General features: G+C 71.9%; 10 protein-coding genes and 1 rRNA gene. 5 read left to right on the plus strand and 6 right to left on the minus strand.

Features of this window, described 5'->3' with window-relative positions:
* Positions 1-62: 62 nt before the first annotated feature.
* The gene (locus ABZU52_RS20655; RefSeq protein WP_354972617.1) at positions 63-1,262 is read right to left on the minus strand and encodes a DUF3068 domain-containing protein; all 1,200 of its coding nucleotides are present in this window, start codon (positions 1,260-1,262) and stop codon (positions 63-65) included.
* 111 nt (positions 1,263-1,373) lie between these two features.
* Between ABZU52_RS20655 and ABZU52_RS20660 the strand changes: the two genes are divergently transcribed.
* Positions 1,374-2,639: an acyltransferase gene (locus ABZU52_RS20660; protein ID WP_354972618.1), complete on the plus strand. Its 1,266-nt coding sequence runs from the start codon at positions 1,374-1,376 to the stop codon at positions 2,637-2,639.
* A 110-nt stretch (positions 2,640-2,749) separates the two neighbouring features.
* Positions 2,750-3,928: a glycosyltransferase family 4 protein gene (locus tag ABZU52_RS20665; RefSeq protein WP_354972626.1), complete on the plus strand. Its 1,179-nt coding sequence runs from the start codon at positions 2,750-2,752 to the stop codon at positions 3,926-3,928.
* On the opposite strand, the gene ABZU52_RS20670 is transcribed toward ABZU52_RS20665, so the two are convergent.
* From ABZU52_RS20670 to ABZU52_RS20680, 3 genes are read right to left on the minus strand one after another with little or no spacing between them, the layout of a single operon-like run.
* Positions 3,913-4,107 (minus strand): hypothetical protein, encoded by a 195-nt coding sequence (locus ABZU52_RS20670; protein WP_354972619.1) that lies wholly within the window; start codon positions 4,105-4,107, stop codon positions 3,913-3,915. The two genes, ABZU52_RS20665 and ABZU52_RS20670, sit on opposite strands and share 16 nt — an antisense overlap.
* Positions 4,108-4,142: 35 nt before the next feature.
* Complete coding sequence (locus tag ABZU52_RS20675; protein WP_354972620.1) at positions 4,143-5,891, minus strand: hypothetical protein; 1,749 nt, start codon at positions 5,889-5,891, stop codon at positions 4,143-4,145.
* The gene (locus ABZU52_RS20680) at positions 5,892-7,667 is read right to left on the minus strand and encodes a hypothetical protein (protein WP_354972621.1); all 1,776 of its coding nucleotides are present in this window, start codon (positions 7,665-7,667) and stop codon (positions 5,892-5,894) included.
* Between the two features lie 270 nt (positions 7,668-7,937).
* Here ABZU52_RS20680 and ABZU52_RS20685 point away from each other — a divergent pair, with 270 nt between their 5' ends.
* Positions 7,938-12,320, plus strand: a complete 4,383-nt coding sequence (locus tag ABZU52_RS20685; RefSeq protein WP_354972622.1) for an alpha-(1->3)-arabinofuranosyltransferase — start codon at positions 7,938-7,940, stop codon at positions 12,318-12,320.
* An 86-nt stretch (positions 12,321-12,406) separates the two neighbouring features.
* Positions 12,407-13,603 carry a polysaccharide biosynthesis protein gene (locus ABZU52_RS20690; RefSeq protein ID WP_354972627.1) on the plus strand — a complete coding sequence of 399 codons (1,197 nt, stop codon included), beginning with the start codon at positions 12,407-12,409 and terminating at the stop codon, positions 13,601-13,603.
* Here ABZU52_RS20690 and nudC read toward each other — a convergent pair.
* The gene (gene nudC / locus ABZU52_RS20695) at positions 13,600-14,517 is read right to left on the minus strand and encodes an NAD(+) diphosphatase (RefSeq protein ID WP_354972623.1); all 918 of its coding nucleotides are present in this window, start codon (positions 14,515-14,517) and stop codon (positions 13,600-13,602) included. The two genes, ABZU52_RS20690 and nudC, sit on opposite strands and share 4 nt — an antisense overlap.
* A gap of 181 nt (positions 14,518-14,698) precedes the next feature.
* On the opposite strand from nudC, the gene ABZU52_RS20700 reads away from it, so the two are divergent.
* Complete coding sequence (locus tag ABZU52_RS20700) at positions 14,699-16,519, plus strand: VanW family protein (protein ID WP_354972624.1); 1,821 nt, start codon at positions 14,699-14,701, stop codon at positions 16,517-16,519.
* A 761-nt stretch (positions 16,520-17,280) separates the two neighbouring features.
* Here ABZU52_RS20700 and rrf read toward each other — a convergent pair.
* Positions 17,281-17,385, minus strand: a 5S ribosomal RNA gene (rrf, locus tag ABZU52_RS20705); the annotation flags it as partial.

Genomic DNA, 17,385 nt, shown 5'->3' on the forward strand with positions numbered 1-17,385 from the left:
ATGCCCGGGGGGCGCCCCGCCCCGCCCCCCACCCCTCGGTCATACACCCGGTAGTACGCGGGTCAGCGCTGCTCCACCTCGCCCGGAGCCGGGCGCTGGGTCGGCACCGTCGGGTCCTCCGACTTCCAGTTCGTCGAAGCCGGCGGGATCTCGTCGGTCAGTGGCCCGCCAACCGGCTGCGGCCGGGGCTGCTCGACGGTGTCCGTGTCGCGTACCGGCTCCTGGTCCACCCGGGTCGGCGTCGGGTCGGCGACCGCCGGCTCGGCGCGGTGCCGGGCCGTCCCACCCTCGGGTCGGGTCACCAGCCACACACCGAAGACGACCGCGAGCAGACCGAGGACACCAGCGACGATCGGGCCCCAGAAACTGATCAGGCCGATCTTGAAGCGGTTGTCCTTGACCGTCTCGACACTGCGGCTGACCGTGTCGTCGGTGTAGTTGAAGTCCGCGTCCAGCAGCACCGTCGGAGTGCCGGTGTTGGGGCGCAACTCCTTGTGCTGCTGCTCCCGCACGTTCACGTAGGAGCCGGTGACCGGGTCGACCCAGACCGTCCGGATGTTGCTGTAGACGATCTGGCCGCTGGTGGCACCCGGCGCGAACTTGCCGACCAACGTCTGGATGCTGCTCTCCGGCGTGGCCAGCACCTCGTTCTCGATCCGCTGCTCGAAGCGGTACGCCTCGACGCCCTTGATCTTTTCGGTACCGACGAACTTCGCCGGGGTGGCCCGCTTCAGATCACGGTCGAAAATCTGGTAGTCCCGCTTGGCGGTGCCGAACGGGAACTTGTAGATCTGGCCGGAGTACTTGACGTTGCCGACCGGAGTCCCGTCCACCCCGGTCTCGTTGAGCCACTGCTCCTTCCACGAAGCAGCCGCACCGGAGATCCGGTCGAGAGCGAGTTCGGTGCTGTACTGGCTGACCACCACCTCCGGGCTGTCGGAGCGCCGGACCGTCTGGTAGACGTCCCAGATCACCGCCTCGCCCTTGAGGTCCTTGGGCAGCCGGTCCTTGGTGTCGTCAGGCTGCGGAATGACCTCGACATTGGACGTGAGGTCACCCTGCTGGACCTCGATGGTCGCCGAATCTCCGACGCGGGTGATCTTCAAGAACTTGGCGTTCTTCGCCTCGGCGACAGACGTCGTCGGCTCAAGATCATACGGGAGCTTGGTCACTGCGGGGGCCACATAAAACGGCAGCCCGGCCGCGAAGACCAGCAATAAGACGCCAAGCCCGAAGAGCGCGGCGCCCACGCGAAGCTTCACTCATCCTCCTGTAACCTGCCGCCCTACGACCTGTTGTCCGGGGCACCCGATCCTTAACATGGCGGGAGGTTACTCCCCGGTCACCTTCAAAGCGACCCCCTGGATGTCCAGATGTCCACAGCCGCCGCGCCAACAGTTTCGGAGCCTTCGGCAACCGACCGACTTCCCGCCCTCGACGCGCTGCGAGCAATCGGCGCGGTGGCGGTCGTCGGTCACCACGTCGGGTTCCAGACCGCCGCCACCATGAACACCACCTGGGGCGGCTGGCTGGCCCGGCTGGACGTCGGCGTCGCCATCTTCTTCGTACTGTCCGGGTTTCTGCTGTTCCGGCCGTGGGCGCTCAACGCCGCGACGGGCCGGGCCCGACCCCGGGCCAGGCGCTACCTGTGGCGGCGGGCGCTGCGCATCCTGCCCGCCTACTGGCTGGCGATCGTGGTCTGCCTGATCGTTCTGCCGCAGAACCGGCAGGCGTCCGTCGCCGACTGGATCCGCCACCTCACCTTCACCCAGATCTACCAGCCGGGGCAGTTGCGGGCCGGGCTCAGCCAGACCTGGAGTCTCGCCACCGAGGTCGTGTTCTACCTGCTCCTGCCGCTGATCGCGGTGCTCGTCGTGGGCCGGTCCTGGCGCCCGGTACGGACCATCGTGATCGTCAGCGGAGGCGCGTTGCTGACCACCGGGTGGCTCATCCTGATGGGGCTCGGCTGGCTCGACACCTCACTGCACACCATGTGGTTCCCCTCGTACGCGGCCTGGTTCGGCGCGGGCATGGCGCTGGCGGCGGCGCACGTCGCCCTGCGCACCGGGACCGCGCCCGCGGTCTTGCGGGTGCTGGACGACCTGGCCTCGGCGCCGGTCACCTGCTGGGCCGCCGCCGTCGGCCTGATGGCGATCGCGACGACGCCCGTCGCCGGCCCCCGCGACCTGGCCGAGCCGACGGCCGCCGAGTTCGGCGTCAAGCTGGCCCTCTACCTGGTGATCGCGGCGCTGATCCTGATCCCGGTGGCCTTCGGCGGGCCGAGCCGGGCCAAGAAGATCTTCGGCAGCTCGTCCGCCCGGTGGCTCGGCGCGGTCTCGTACGGACTGTTCCTGTGGCACCCCATGGTCATCGAACTCATCTACCTGGTCGACGACCGACCGCTCTTCTCCGGCGGGCTGCTCAACACCTTCGCCCTCACCATGGCCTTCGGCCTGGTGTACGCCGCGGTCAGCTACTACGGTGTCGAGCGACCCCTGCAACTGCTCGGTTCGCAGCGTCGACACCGACGAACCGGGCGTGTGCCGACATCCGGGACTGCCGCCACCGACCCGGCCGCACCGGCCGCCACGCCGCCGACCGTCGCGGCCGGCACGCCGGTGCCCACGGTCGGCGGATAGCGCCCAGCGACTGGCCCATCGGGGCATTGCCGGCCGGCACACCAGCCCCTAGTGTGACGCGGGTCGCTAAATTACTTGAGAGTAGGGTTCGCGTGGAGCGTCGCTTCGGCATGCCCGGACACGTGTTGTTCCTCAACTGGCGAGACACCCGTAACCCCGAGGGTGGCGGTTCCGAGGTGTACGTGGAGCGGATCGCCGCCGAGCTGGTGGCGCGCGGTTTCCGCGCCACGCTCTTCTGCGCCGCCCACAGCCAGGCCCCGGCCGACGAGGTCAACGAGGCGGGCGTACGGCTGGTACGGCGCGGCGGCCGACACAGCGTCTACCTCTGGGCGGCTCTGTGTTACGTCGCGGGTGCGCTGGGCATCGGCCCGCTGGCAGCCCGCCGGGGCGGCCGGCCCGACGTCCTGGTCGACGTCTGCAACGGGTTGCCGTTCCTCGCCCCGCTGTGGTCCCGGCGCCCGGTGGTCAAGCTGATCCACCACGTGCACCGCGAGCAGTGGCCGGTGGTGCTTCCACAGTGGGCCGCCCGGTTCGGTTGGTGGGTCGAATCGTCGCTCGCCGTACGCCTCTACCGGCGGTGCCGGTACGTCACCGTCTCCGAGGCGACCCGCCGAGAGCTGGCGGTGCTCGGCGTACCACCGGAGCAGGTCTCGGTGGTGCACAACGGCACCCCGACGCTGCCCAACACCGACGTCGAGCGGGCGCCGTTCCCACTGCTCGTGACGCTGAACCGGCTGGTGCCACACAAGCGCGTCGAGGTGGCGCTGCGGGCCGTGGCGGCCCTCGCCGACGAGCTGCCCCAGCTGCGGCTGGTGGTCGCCGGCCAGGGCTGGTGGGAGTCGCACCTGCGTGAACTCGCCGCGGAGCTGGACATCACCGAGCGGGTGGATTTCCGGGGCTTCGTGACCGAGGAGGAGAAGGCCGCCCTGCTCGCCTCGGCCTGGGTGGCCCTGACCCCGTCACTCAAGGAGGGCTGGGGGCTCACCATCGTGGAGGCGGGCTCGGCCGGCACCCCGACGGTTGCGTTCCGGGGAGCGGGCGGAGTCGCCGAAGCGGTCGTCGACGGGCGTACCGGCCTGCTGGCCGACGACATCGACGACTACCTGATGAAGGTGCGCACCCTTCTGCACCGGGATGAGCTGCGGCGGGAGATGGGCGCCGAGGCCCGCGAGCATGCGGCCAGCTTCACCTGGCAGGCTGCGGGTGGCCGCTTCGAGGCGATCCTCAGGGGTGCGGAGTCGCCCCGCCCAGTGCAGCAGCGGGGCGAGCCGTCCTACCTGTCGCCGTAAACCGCGGGGGCGTACGGATCCTTCTTTCCGGCCCGCTTGGCCGCCTCCGAGACGAGCTTGGCCTTACTTGCGGCCTCCTCGTCGGTGGCGGTCGCGGCGGCCGAGATCCCACCGAGAGCCAGGATCCCCAGCAACGCCGCCACCAGGCCAGACACGACCAGGGTCAGAGCTCTACGCATGCCAATCCTCCAATGGCGAGACGTGCGAGCGGACGTTACCACGCGGTAGCTCGCCGGTGTAGTGCCGAAACGGCGGCAGCGATGACCACCAGAAGGGCAGCAGTGAGCGCCGCCACCACCGCCAGTCGGGCCGGTCCGGACCCGCCCGGTTGCGGCACGGTCTCCGGATTGCGGTACAGCGTCAGGAACGGTCCGTCGTGGACGCGCTCGAGGCCGCCGAGTACCTCAGCGTCGTCCACCTCGCCGGAGACCTCGTGCTGCACCAGGACCCAGCGCACCCCCGTGGTCCGGACCGGTCGCCCCTCGGCCAGCGCTCGGCGCATCTCGCGCACGCGCGGATTCTCGCCGGCCACCACGGCGTCGCCGACCCGGAGCGTGTCGTCGGTCAGCACCGTCCCCGGCAGGTAGCGGGGCGCCGGGTCCAGGACGACCCGACCAGGGTTCCACGGGTACGCGCGGTAGGCGCTCAGCGGCAACGAAAGGATCTCCCCCGGCTCCTCCTCGATGTGCTCGGCCACCCGCTGCCACTCCGCCGGATAGCTCACCGGACGAAGCCGACCGGCACCGCCGAACGCGAGGTCCGGCAGGACGGCCACCGGCAGAAACAGCAGCCCGACCAGGACCACCCCGGCCACCTCCCGGTCGACCCGGGCCACCAGCCGCTCAGCCCCCAACGCGGCGCACACCACCAGCAGCAGGGCGTACGGAGCCAGGAACTTCTGGCCGTCCCGCAGCAGCCCCGCGCCCGGCAGGTGCACCACCGCCCAGCGCAGCATGGCGTCCCCACCGGGCAGCACCCCGAGGGCGGCAAGAAGACAACCGATCCCGGCGAGCACCGCCAGCCGCACCGCCCCACCCGCTGGCAGCCGGCGCCGCAGCAGGCCCGCACCGACACCGGCCAGGATCAGCAGTACCACTGTCGCCACCGGCACCAGCGGCGTGGCCCGACTGGCCGGGGTGGCCTGTGCGCTCCAGATGCCGCCGGTGCCGGCCAGCGCCACCAGCGGGCCGGCCCAGTTCTCCGCACGCGCCGCGAACGCCGCCACCCCCGCCGGGTCCGAGGAACCCCCGGCGCCGGTGACCAGGGCCGCGACCACCCAGGGGGCGTTGAGCACTCCGACAGCGGCCAACGCCTGCCGCGACCGGTGCGGATGCATCCGCTGCGACACCAGCAGCGACCGGGGCGCGCGCATCCGGTCCGACGCCAGCACCAGCACCGTGCCCAGCGCGATCAGACCACCGGTCGGCGTGATGGCCGCAGGGGCGGCCGCGAGCACCACCCGGGCCAGCGCGCCGGCCCGCCCGGCCCGCAGATCCAGCGCCGCCCGCACCAGCCAGGGCAGCGCGGCGTACGCGAGCAGCAGCCCCCACTGCCCGAGCAGCAACCGCTCGGCCAGGTACGGCGTCCAGGCGTACGCCAACGCGGCGAAGAGCCGGACCGCGCGCCGCTCGGTCGGCACCAACCGGCCGGCGCCGACCGCGGCGAGGAAGACCGCCCCGGCGAGCGCCAGTCGCTGCACCACCCAGCCCGGCACCAGCTGGGTGACCAGCGAGACCAGTGCGTCCATCGGCACCGCCCGGGGCAGACTCTGCGCCGGGGCGACGAGATCCCAGGTCAACGGCTGCCGGGGTACGAACACCATGTCGTACACCAGCGCGTAGCCGGGCCTCGCCAGCGGGGCCAGCACGAGCACCGTGACCGCCGCCGCGATCGCGTACAGCGGCAGCGTGTCCCGTGTCCGCCGAACCGGTCCGGCCTCGACGCCGTCGGTCGGCTCAACCATTCACGACGCCGGCACCGCCCGGCCCACCGTGATCAACTCGGTGCACACCCCGACCCCTGGCGTCCGCACTGTCACCTCGACGGCGTCCCCGGCCCCCTCCAACAGGAAGAACAGGTCGTTCAGCCCGCGCCGCAGGGTGATCTCCCGGGTGGCGTCCCCGAGCCGGAACAGCGCTGTCGAGTCACCCGAGCTGAGGTAGCCGAAGTGCACGACGTACGGCCACTCCACCAGATACCCGTCCAACGGGATCCGGGTGGGTCGGCCGCCCTCCGCCAGGTGCCCGCAGCCGTCCACCGGGCCGGGCACGATCTTCCGACCCTGGACCACGACCGGCCGGATCCGGCCGAGGTCGTCGAACGTCGACGGTCGCGCGGCCTCCGTCACGAAGGTGGGCCGGCGCTCGGCCGGGCGGAAGAAGTGCGACTGGAGGTTGTCCGGCCAGAAGTAACCGGCGACGACCCGGTCCGGGACGACGGTGTCGAGGAAGACGGTGCCCGGCGGCGCGGCGGCCAGCTCGGCCTGCGTCGTCGCGAGATAGTCCCGCCCGTACTTCGTACTCCAGTTGTCCCCGAAACGAGCCGTGCTCCACAGCGTGCCCACACCGATGGTCGCCAGCAGGACGATCATCGAAACCAGACCGACCGCGAAGGCACCCGGCTCCCGCAGGACCGTCGGCACCGGCCACGCCGACACCTCGTCCTCGTCGGTGTCCTTGATCCCCAGCAGGGCCGCACCGACGCAGATCGCGGCGACCAGCACCACGTCGGCGACGTACCGGGGGACGACGCCGACCAGTGGGCCGAGCGGGCCGCCCAGCCGGGTGACGGCGAAGAGCGTGGCGACCAACCCCAGGTAGGAGGTGAGCAGCAGCCAGGCCCGTCCGGCCGACGGACGCCGCCGGACGGTGACCACGACGAGCGTCGCCAGCACCGCCCAGGACAACCACTTGGCGATGTCGTACGGGTCGACGAGCGGGGGACCGTCACCGGCGTAGCTCCAGCGCCAGGGGCCGCCGAGCAGACCCGGCACCATGGTCTTGCCGATCAGGTCACTGAGGAAATTGAGGACCGAACCGACCGAGGTCGGGTCCCGCAGCTCACCGGAGGGACGGGTCAGGTAGAACGCCAGGTACGCCCCCGACAGCGCGCTGAGCATCAGCCAGGCCGGCCAGTGCCGGCGGATCACCGTCACCAGGCTGCGCCCCACCCCACCGAAGGTGAAGAGAAAGACGGTCAGCAGGAACAACAGCGGCACGATCAGCAGCGACTTGGTGTCGAAGAACAGGCCGAACACCAGCCAGAGCCCGACCGCCACGAGATGCCGCAGGCGACCGGTCCGCACGTAACGGACCTGGGATGCCACCGCCATGACCAGGGCCAACTGCATCGGCAGCACGAGCAGCCCGACCAACCACAGCGAGGAGACCTCAAGCGTCAGCGGGCTGAACACGAACAGGCACAGCGGGATCAGCAGACCCCAGCCGGGCCGGAGCAGATCGCGCAGCAGCCGGTAGACCGCCAACCCGAGCGCCGCCTGGCCGACAGCCAGCATCAACACCCACGGCCAGGTGGCGAAGCCCGCCGCCCGCACCATCGCCCACGCCATCAACAGGCCGCCGGGCATGAGGTGGTTGTTGAACGTACGCAGGAGGTAGTCCGCGTCCAGCCCGGTGTCGAGAACCTGCGCGGCGATGACGAACTCGTCCTGCGAGAACCAGCCACGGGTGGCGAGGCCGGCACGCCAGGCGACGGACACGACGATGAGGGCGATCGCCACGGCACGGACGGGGTCGGCGCGGAGCCATCGGCCGATCGGCCCGGGCCCGTCGCCATCTGACGCGACGCGTTCCGGATGCGTCTCGGCCTCAGCTTCTGGCATTGACATGGTCGGCAGCCTGCCACACGCTTACACGCCGTGGGGACGGCCGTTCTCCCGATAACGCCACCGCAGTGCCCCTGGTCGCCCGTCCGTGCCCGGTCCGGATAACGTCGCGCGACAGGTCGTCGGCTGCGGGTGCGCGTCCGGCCGGTGAAGACAGGAGCCGAAATGCGTGCAGAGGTGGCCAGTGGCGCCGCTCCGGGGTCCAGCCGTAGCCGGCACACGGCCCGACGGTTCCGGCACCTGGTCATCTGCATCGCGCTCACCGCCCTCGCCTTCCAGCAGGCCCCGGGCCAGGTCGTCCCGGACACCAAGGTCGACCTGAACGTCAACCCGGCCGGGTGGCTGCTCCGCTCGCTGCACCTGTGGGACCCCACCGGCACGTTCGGCCAACTACAGAACCAGGCGTACGGCTATCTCTGGCCGATGGGCCCGTTCTTCCTGCTCGGATCGGAGCTGGGACTCGCGCCGTGGGTGGTGCAGCGGCTGTGGTGGGCGCTGCTCTTCTGTGTCGCCTACCTGGGCGCCGTACGTCTGGCGGGCAGGCTCGGCATCGGAACCCCCGCCGGGCGCATGATCGCCGGCGTCGCGTTCGCGCTGTCACCCCGCATCCTCACCCAGCTCGGCTGGTCCTCGGTGGAAGCCTGGCCCAGCGCCGTCGCCCCCTGGGTGCTCATCCCGCTGGTCGGTCTCGCCGCCGGCACGAACCTGCGGCGCGCCGTCGCCGGGTCGGCCCTCGCCGTCGCCTGCGCCGGTGGAGTCAACGCCACGGCCGTGTTCGCGGTGGTGCCACTGGCCCTGCTCTGGCTCGCCACCCTCCAGCCGGTACGCCACCGGGTCACCGCCATCGCCGCCTGGTGTGGTGCGGTGGCCCTGGCCACCGCGTGGTGGTTGGTTCCGTTGCTGGTCCTCGGGCGGTACAGCCCTCCCTTCCTGGACTACATCGAGACCGCCCGAAACACCACCAGCGTCACCGACGCGGCGACCACGCTGCGCGGAGCCTCCTACTGGGTCGCCTACCTGGCCTCCCCGTTCGGCCCGACCATCCCGTCCGGTTCGCGACTCGCCAACGAGGCGGTACTGGTCGCCGCCACCCTCGCGGTCGCCGCCCTCGGTGTGCTCGGGCTGTCCCGACGTGGGATGCCGCACCGCCGGTTCCTCATCACCGGTGTGGTACTCGGCGTCGCGCTCGTCGGTCTCGGACACGTCAGCGACCTGCCGAACATCCTCGCCGGGCCACAGCAGGAGTTCCTCGACGGCGTCGGCGCACCCCTGCGCAACGTGCACAAGTTCGACGTCCTGCTCCGCCTGCCCCTGTGCCTGGGCATGGCGCACCTGATCGGGTTGGCCGTCCGGGCGGCGCGCACCGCACCCGCGCAGCACCGTCCGCGAACCGTCGCCCGCGCCTGGCTGACCGCCGGTGCCGCCATCGTCGCCGTGACGGCGGTCGCCACGCCCGCGCTCGCGGGCGGACTCGCCACCCCCGGCAGCGTCAAGGAGGTACCCGGCTACTGGCACGAAGCCGCCGACTGGCTCGACGCGAACACGGGGCGCGGCCGGGTGCTCGTCGTACCCGGGGCGCGCTTCCCGTCGTACGACTGGGGCAGCACCACCGACGAGATCACCCAGCCGCTGCTCACCAGCCGGTGGGCGGTACGCAACGCCATCCCCTTCACCCCACCGACCACCATCCGGCTGCTGGACGTGATCGAGTCGACGCTCGCCACCGGCTCCGGTTCGACCGGCCTGGCGGACCTGCTGGCCCGCTCCGGGATCAGCCACGTCCTGTTCCGCGCCGACCTCGACCACGGCCGCTCCGACACGGCCCGCCCCGCGGTGGTCCGCCAGGCGCTGGAGCGCTCACCCGGACTGACCCGCGTCACCTCCTTCGGCCCGCTGCGCGGCGGGCCCTCGTCCCCCGACGAGTTCCGCGACCATGGGCTCGACGTGCCCGTCCGAGCGCTGGAGGTCTACCGGGTCGACCGGCCCGTCGAGCCGGTGGTCGCGTACGACAGAGCCGACGTGACCACCGTGGTCGGCGGCCCCGAGTCCCTGCTCGACCTCGCCGCGGCGGGGCAGCTCGGCGCGGCACCCACCGTCCTGGCCGGCGACGCTACCGCCGACGTCACCGGCCCGGTAGCGATGACCGACGGGCTCCGCCGACGCGACGTGTCGTTCGGCGGACTACGCGACAACACCTCCCAGACCATGACCGCCGACGACACCTTCGAGGTCAGCGCGCCCGCCCACGACTACCTGCCCGAGTGGGGTGCAGAGCGGTCCACCGTCGCCCGCTTCGAGGGCATCAACGCGATCCGCACCTCCACCGCCCGCTCGCAGGTGGACTCCCCCGGCGGCGCCCGCCCCGAGCACCAGCCGTACGCGGCGATGGACGGCAACCCGGCGACCTCCTGGCAGTCCGCGCCGTACTCGCCCAGCGACCGCCAGTGGATCGAGGTGGGCCTGGCCAACCCGACGACTGTCACCAGGGTCGAGGTGTGGTTCGACCTGAAGGCCGACGCCCTGCCCACGACGGTGACCGTCAGCGCCGGGTACGAGAGCAGCACCGTCGAACAGTTCAGCGATCACATGGTGTTCGAGCTGCCCGGCGTGCACGCCACCCGCGAGGTCCGGGTCTCGGTCGACGGCGCGTACGACCTCCGCCCGTTCGGAAACGGCTCGGTCGGCATCGCCGAGATCAAGATTCCGGGCATCCAGACCAGCCGCACCCTGGTCCTCCCCGCCGCACCGGTCACCGACCGGCCGGCGACCGTCGTCGTGTCGGCGGCACCCACCACGCCGGCCTGCTTCTCCGTCGACGGGCACCCTCGCTGCTCCACCGACGCCATCCGTGGTTCCGAGGACGCGTCCACCATCGACCGGACCCTGACCCTGCCGGCGGCCGGCAGGTACGACGCCAAGCTGTGGGCGCGTCCGACGGCCGGCCCTGGCCTGGACAACGCCCTCGACAAGCTGGTGACCAACGCACAGCCGCTGCGCCTCGCGGCGCAGATCAGCGCCTCCTCGACGGCCGTGCCCGACCCGACCGGGCGGGCCGGCGCGGCACTCGACGGAAACCCGGCCACCAGCTGGTCGCCGGCTATCGACGACGAGGCACCGATCCTGCGACTCAAGTGGCTCAAGCCGCAGACCATCACCGGGCTCCGCTTCTCGGTCGACGACCAGACAGCCGCCACCCGGCTGGGCAGTGTGCGGGTGGTCGGCGACGACGGCTTTCGCAGCAGCCTGCTCGGCGACGACGGGCTGCTCCGCCTGGACCCGCCGATGCGGACCGACGAGATCACCATCCAATTCCTCGACAAGCCCTCCGCCACCAGCACCGACCCGTACAAGCTGCGGTTGCCGGAGCAGTTGCCCATCGCTGTCGGCGAGGTGACAGTGCTACCCGGAGCGCCCACCGTCGCACCGAACCTCGACGCCCCCGTGTCGCTGGCCTGCGGATCGGGTCCGACGCTGCGGATCGGCGCGGCGCGGGTGACCACCTCGCTCCGCGGCACGCTGCGCGACCTGCTGGAGATGCGCGAGATGCCGGTGACGCTGTGCGGCCGCGACACGCCCCGGCAGCTTGACCTCGGCAGCGGGGAGCACCGCATCGTCGCCACACCGAGCCAGCTGGCCTCGCCCACCAGGGTCGCCCTGGTGCCACGGACGCCCACGCCTGCCTCGGCGACCGCCAGTGCCATCGAGATCGAATCCTGGGCGGCCACCGAGCGACGGGTACGGGTGTCCAGCCACCCCGTCGACCGGGTGCTCGCCGTGCGGGAGAACACCAACACCGGGTGGCAGGCGACCCTCGGCGGGCGGACGCTGAAACCACTGGTGGTGGACGGGTGGCAGCAGGGCTGGGTCCTTCCCGCCGGCGCCTCCGGAGAAGTGCTGTTGCGGTTCGCCCCGGACACCCCGTACAGGGCCGGGCTTCTCCTCGGCGGCATCCTGCTCGCGGTGGTGGTGCTGCTCGCGGTGCTGCCCGCCCGACAGCCCACCGGGCGAGCCTCGGCGACCGCCGTACCGGGTGGCCGACCCCGGGTCACCCGCTCGCTGCCGCTGCTGGCCGTCGGGGCCGGCGCGTTGGTGCTCTCCAGCGGCCTCATCGGCGGTCTGCTGGTCGCGGCGGGATTCATGCTCGCGGTACCCGGCCCACGCCGCCTGCCCTGGCCGGCCGACCCACGTCGAGCCAGGACGATCAGCCGGGCCGTCGAGACGTGGCTCCCGGGCGCGCTCGTCCTGCTCGCCGGGTGGCTCTACCTCGACTCGACGCGGCGGAACACCGACGCGCTTGTGCAACTCACGATCGTCGTCGCCCTGGGTGCCCTCTGGCTCACCACCGCCGCCCGCCGACGACCGGTACGCCGGGCCACGCCGACCGGGGCCGATCCGGCGGCTGCGCTGGTCGCGGAGGAACCGAAACCGGACGCCGCCGAGCCGACCACGGCCGATCCGGCCGAACCGGACGGGGCCGATCCGGCGCGGCCGGGCCCGGCGGCAGGGCCAGCCGACGGGCAGCGCTCGACCTTCTCGGAGATCACGTGAGGCTTCGGAAACCTGTCAGCCCGGCGGAGACAGACCCAGTGGCGGAGACAGCGCCACCGGCGGAGACAGCGCGACCGGCCGACGCGGTGGGGACGGGCGGACGGAACAGCGGTCTCGGCGCCGCGGGGATCAGCGTCACCCTGGCCGGGGTTCTCGTCAACGGCCTGGCCTACCTGGTCCCGGTGTTGGCCGCTCGGCGGCTCGACCCGGCCGACCTCAGCGCGCTCGCCGCCGCCCTCGGTCTGGTGGCCATCGTCGGTGTCCCCGGGCTCGGTCTGCAACTGGCCGTCGCCGTGCACCACGCCCGGCACGGATCCTCCGACACTCGCCGGCTCACCGCTGTCACCGCCGCGGTGTCCGCGGGAACCCTGGTCGCGGCGACGCCACTGCTGGTCACCGCCCTCGATCTCCCGGTGGAGATGCCCGCGCTGCTGGCGGTCACCACGGCGGCGATCGTGCTCTCCTCCCGGTCCCTCGGTGAGTTGCAGGGTGGTCAGCGTTTCGTCCGACTGGCCATCGGGATGGCAGTGCTCGCCGCCGGCCGCTACGGCGGTGTGATCGCTGGGCTGCTGCTCGGCGCGGGACCGACCGGCGCGCTCGCGGTCGGCGCGTTGACCGCCGCGCTCGCCCCGGCGGTGCTGGCCCGACTCGCCCGCCAGCCCGGACGACCGTCCACCGCACCACGGCTGACCGCCGCGCAGGTCGTTGCCGGCTGCGGCGCCACCCTGGCGATGCTTGTCGTCTCCTACGCCGATCTGCTGCTGGCCCGGCAACTGCTGCCCCCGTCGGATGCCGGGGCGTACTCGGTCGGCACTGTGCTGAGCAAGGGCGCACTCTGGGCGCCGCAGGTCGCCGCCGTCCTCGCCCTGCCCCGGCTGGCCCGCGGTGACCAGCGCAGCCGAACGGTTGCGCTCGCTGTGACGGGCGGGTGTGGCGTGGTGCTGGTCCTCGCCTCGACGCTCGCCGGAGGGCTCGCCTTCCGCCTCGCCGGTGGGCCCGACTACGACCACCTGGGCCGGTACGCGCCCCTCTTCGCGGCGGTCGGTGCGCTCTACGCGGTGACGTTCGTGCTGCTCAACGACCGCCTCGCCGCCGGTGCACGGTGGGCGGCTGCACCGCTGTGGGTGGGCATGGCCGGCCTGGTGGTCGCCACCGCGACGCTACGCCCCGGTACCGTTCCCGGTCTGCTCCTCGCGGCCCTGGGCACGGCCATCGTCACCACCGCGATGATGGCCGTGGCGGCCCGTCGGCCGGCTCGGGCACCGGTGGTCGACCCGGACTAGCTCTCCGCGAGCCAGTCCTCCAGGAGGCGGTGGTCGATCGCGTCCACCCGACCGAGCGTCCGACCGGAGGCCGCCCGGTCCCGCAGCTCCGCCCGGGTGAACCAGCGCGCCTCCAGCAACTCCTCGCCGTCGACGCGTACCTCCTCGGAGGTGGCGGTGGCCCGGAAGCCCACCATCAGGCCGGCGGGGAACGGCCACGCCTGCGACCCCTGGTAGGTCACGTCGGTGACGGTCACGCCCGCCTCCTCGGCCATCTCCCGACGGACCGCGTCCTCCAGGCTCTCGCCGACCTCGACGAAGCCGGCCAGCGTCGAGTAGGCGTCCTCGGCCGCACCCGCGTGCCGGGCCAGCAGACAGCGCCCCGGCTGACCGGGCGCCTCGACCAACACGATGATCGCCGGCTCGATCCGGGGGAACAGCAGGCGTCCACACTCCGCGCCGGTGCAGGTCCGCAGGTGCCCGCCACCGCCCGCGACGGCCGCAGCGCCGCACGTCCCGCAGAATCGCTGTTGCCGGTGCCAGTGCAACAAACCCCTGGCGTACGCCTGGACGGCCGCGTCGCCGGGTTCGAGCCGCCCGACCAGCGCCCGCACGTCGACGGACCGAACCGCGCCGGCCATCTCGACGGCGGATCGCTCGGGGAGTGCGGAGAGGTCCGCGGCGAACAGGGCGACCTCCGCATCGAGCCCCAGGAAGACGGTCTCGCTGGCGGCGGATCGGACCAGCGCCGCGCGCTCCGCGCCGAGCCGAACCGGCCCGTGGCCGTCGACGAGACAGCGGTCCCGCCACATCGGCAGCAGCACGGTTGTCGGGTCGGTGAGCAGCGCGCTCAACCGTGTCGGATCGGTGCGCAACGGACCCGCCCGGTCCAGCCAACCGCCCCCGTACGCCAACACCCGCTCCGCAGTGTCCACCCGGCCACCGTGCCACGTCGGTGGTCCGCCGCCGGCATCGGCCCCGGGTCGCTGCGACACGCCGAACGACACGCGGTAGCAGCGCCTGGTGGGCGCAGCCACGAGGACGGCCGGGCATTCGTTACCGTAGGTGCCTCCGGGAGGGAGGACCTCCCGCGGCACCCTGGCGATCGAGGTTGCAGTGACGCTGTACGGCGAAAAGAGTCCACCCGCCGACGACCGGCCCACCGTGCAGGTCACCGCGGTCACCTGGCCGGACGAAGGATCCGAGCCGGTCACGACAGCCGTTCCCGGCGAACTGGACGGCGGCCCGGGCCGCCCGCGCCGGGTGCGGATGCTGCTCGCCGCCGGCATCACCGGTGCCGTCCTCGCCGCCGTGGCGGGTGCCGGCGCCTGGGCGTACGCCGGTGATGTTCCCCGCGGCACCAGCGTGCTCGGCACCGAGCTGGGCGGCCGGAGCCGCCCGGATGCCGACCGGGAGTTGCGGGCGGAGCTGGACCGGCGGGCGGCAACGCTCGGCGCCCCACTGAAGGTCACCGTCGACGGGCGTACCGCCGAGATCAACCCGGCCGAGGTGGGGCTGGCCGTCGACGTGCCGGCGACCGTCGCGGCTGCGGCTGAGGCGGACGCTCACCCGGTCAGCCGGCTGGTCGGCTCCCGCACTGTCGAGCCTGTGGTGACCGTCGACGAGGACCGGTTGGACGGCGCGCTCCGTAAGGTGCTCGGCGAGCAGGCCCAGGGGATGACCATGCCAGCGATCACCTATCAGGGCACCACGCCCAAGGTCGTACCGCCCAAGCCGGGGCTGACCCTGAACCCGCAGCGCTCCGCCGAGGTGGTCCGCGCCGGTTGGTTGGCCGGCGCACCGGTCACCGTGCCCCTGGTGGAGACCCACCCGGCGACCACCCCGGAGGAGTTGGACCGGCTGGTCAGCGAGCTGGCGAAGCCGGCCGTCGCCGCACCGGTCACCCTGCGCACCAACAAGGGCTCGCTGACGATCCCACCCGCCGCCATCGCGAAGAGCCTGCGGTTCAGCGCCGACAAGGCCGGCAAGCTGACCCCGTCGGTGGACGTCAAGCGGCTTCGGACAGCGCTCGGCGACAAGCTGGCCACCATCGAGGCGCCACCGAAGGACGCCACGATGAAGATCGCCGGCAACCGGCCCACCACCACCGAGGGGCGAGCCGGGCAGCAGTTGGACGCCGCCGCCCTCAGTCGGGACCTGCTGGCCGTGCTACCGAAGGCGGACGGCCGCGAGGTGACCGGCGAGTTGAAGGCGACGCCGCCGCAGCTGACCGGGGAGAAGCTCGCCAGCCTGGGCATCAAGGAGCGGGTCTCCACCTTCACCACCCGCTTCACCGGTGGCATGGCCTCGTCGCGCAGCCAGAACATCGCGACCATCGCCAGGAAGGTGGACGGCACGGTCGTGCTGCCCGGCAAGACGTTCTCGCTCAACGGGCACACCGGCGAGCGTGGCTACGCCCAGGGCTACCGGGACGCACCGGTCATCCTCGACGGCAAGCTGGTGCCGGGCGTCGGCGGCGGTACCTCGCAGTTCACCACCACGCTGTTCAACGCGACCTACTACGCGGGGCTGGAGGACGTCGAGCACAAGCCGCACTCGTACTGGTTCGACAGGTACCCGGCGGTGATCGAGTCGACCATCTTCTGGCCGAGTCTGGACTTCAAGTTCCGCAACAACACCGAGTACGGCGTGCTCATCGACACCTCGTACACGTCCAGCACGATCACCGTGTCGATCTGGAGCACGAAGATCTACGACAGCGTGAAGACGGAGTATGGGCCGCGCCGCAACATCACGACACCGAAGCAGATCCACCTGGCTCCCGGCCCCTCGTGCATCGAGACCAACGGCATCAACGGCTTCACCCAGGACGCCTTCCGGGTTATCAAGAAGGACGGTGCGGTGGTCAAGCGGGAGAAGTTCACCTGGCGCTACGACGCGGAGCCCCGCTACGTCTGCGGACCGAAGACGTCCTGAGCCTGCTCAGAGGCCACCGCAGCGGCGTTGTCGAGCGTTTGCCGCCCTTCGGTGGCAGCGGCACCGTGCGAGTCTCCTGCACCCGGGCCGGTCGGTCAGCGACGCCGGCGGCCTGCTACGCAACCTCCGCCACGGCATGCAGACCCGGGACTGACACCCGCGTCACCGGCCGTCCGCCGGGCCCCGACCAGGCGGCCCGTCCGCCAGACCGCCTGCCGCTTCGCCCGGGCCCCGGGAGCGGTCCGTGGACCGCGGACCGGAGGGTGCAAGATCGTGGTTGTCACCGCTATTGCGTCAGGCGGGACGGCTGTTCGTCAACCGGGGCCACCTCGCCGATCACGCAGTTGTGGTGGGCAACAAAACGCCTGTAAATGGCTAAGCCGGGCACCACAACTGCATGATCGACGCGCGCCTGCGCTGCCCCTGCTCCGCGGTTGTGGAGTTTCTGCCCCGACATGAGGTGCATTCCACGCCGTGTCGACGCCCGGAACGGCGTGATCGGGGCGGGCTACTCGCTCCACCTGCGGTGATCGGCCAGGAGCCCTTTCGCCGGCATGGGGTGACCCGCCGGCCGCAGCGCTCACGCAACGGTGTTGACCTGGTTGTCGTGGTGTCACCGCGTCGATAAGGCCACGACAACAAGGATCGCGCGTGACCGTGGCAGCCCCGGACCCGTTCGTGGTAGCCCGGGTTCGATGAACCAGGACAGGGGGGAACGCAGGAAAGGCCACCCCGTGAGGGGTGGCCTTTCCTGGAAGATTGTCCGGCGGTGTCCTACTCTCCCACACCCTCACGAGTGCAGTACCATCGGCGCTGGAGGGCTTAGCTTCCGGGTTCGGAATGTAACCGGGCGTTTCCCCTCCGCC

The sequence above is a fragment of the Micromonospora sp. NPDC005220 genome, from assembly GCF_040607895.1.
Lineage (GTDB): Bacteria > Actinomycetota > Actinomycetes > Mycobacteriales > Micromonosporaceae > Micromonospora.

What these genes read in the sequence shown, in the direction of transcription:
- ABZU52_RS20660 (WP_354972618.1), top strand. Translation starts at nt 1,374, where the DNA reads ATGTCCACAGCCGCCGCGCCAACAGTTTCGGAGCCTTCGGCAACCGAC.
- ABZU52_RS20665 (WP_354972626.1), top strand. Translation starts at nt 2,750, where the DNA reads ATGCCCGGACACGTGTTGTTCCTCAACTGGCGAGACACCCGTAACCCC.
- ABZU52_RS20685 (WP_354972622.1), top strand. Translation starts at nt 7,938, where the DNA reads ATGCGTGCAGAGGTGGCCAGTGGCGCCGCTCCGGGGTCCAGCCGTAGC.
- ABZU52_RS20675 (WP_354972620.1), bottom strand. Translation starts at nt 5,891, where the DNA reads ATGGTTGAGCCGACCGACGGCGTCGAGGCCGGACCGGTTCGGCGGACA.
- ABZU52_RS20670 (WP_354972619.1), bottom strand. Translation starts at nt 4,107, where the DNA reads ATGCGTAGAGCTCTGACCCTGGTCGTGTCTGGCCTGGTGGCGGCGTTG.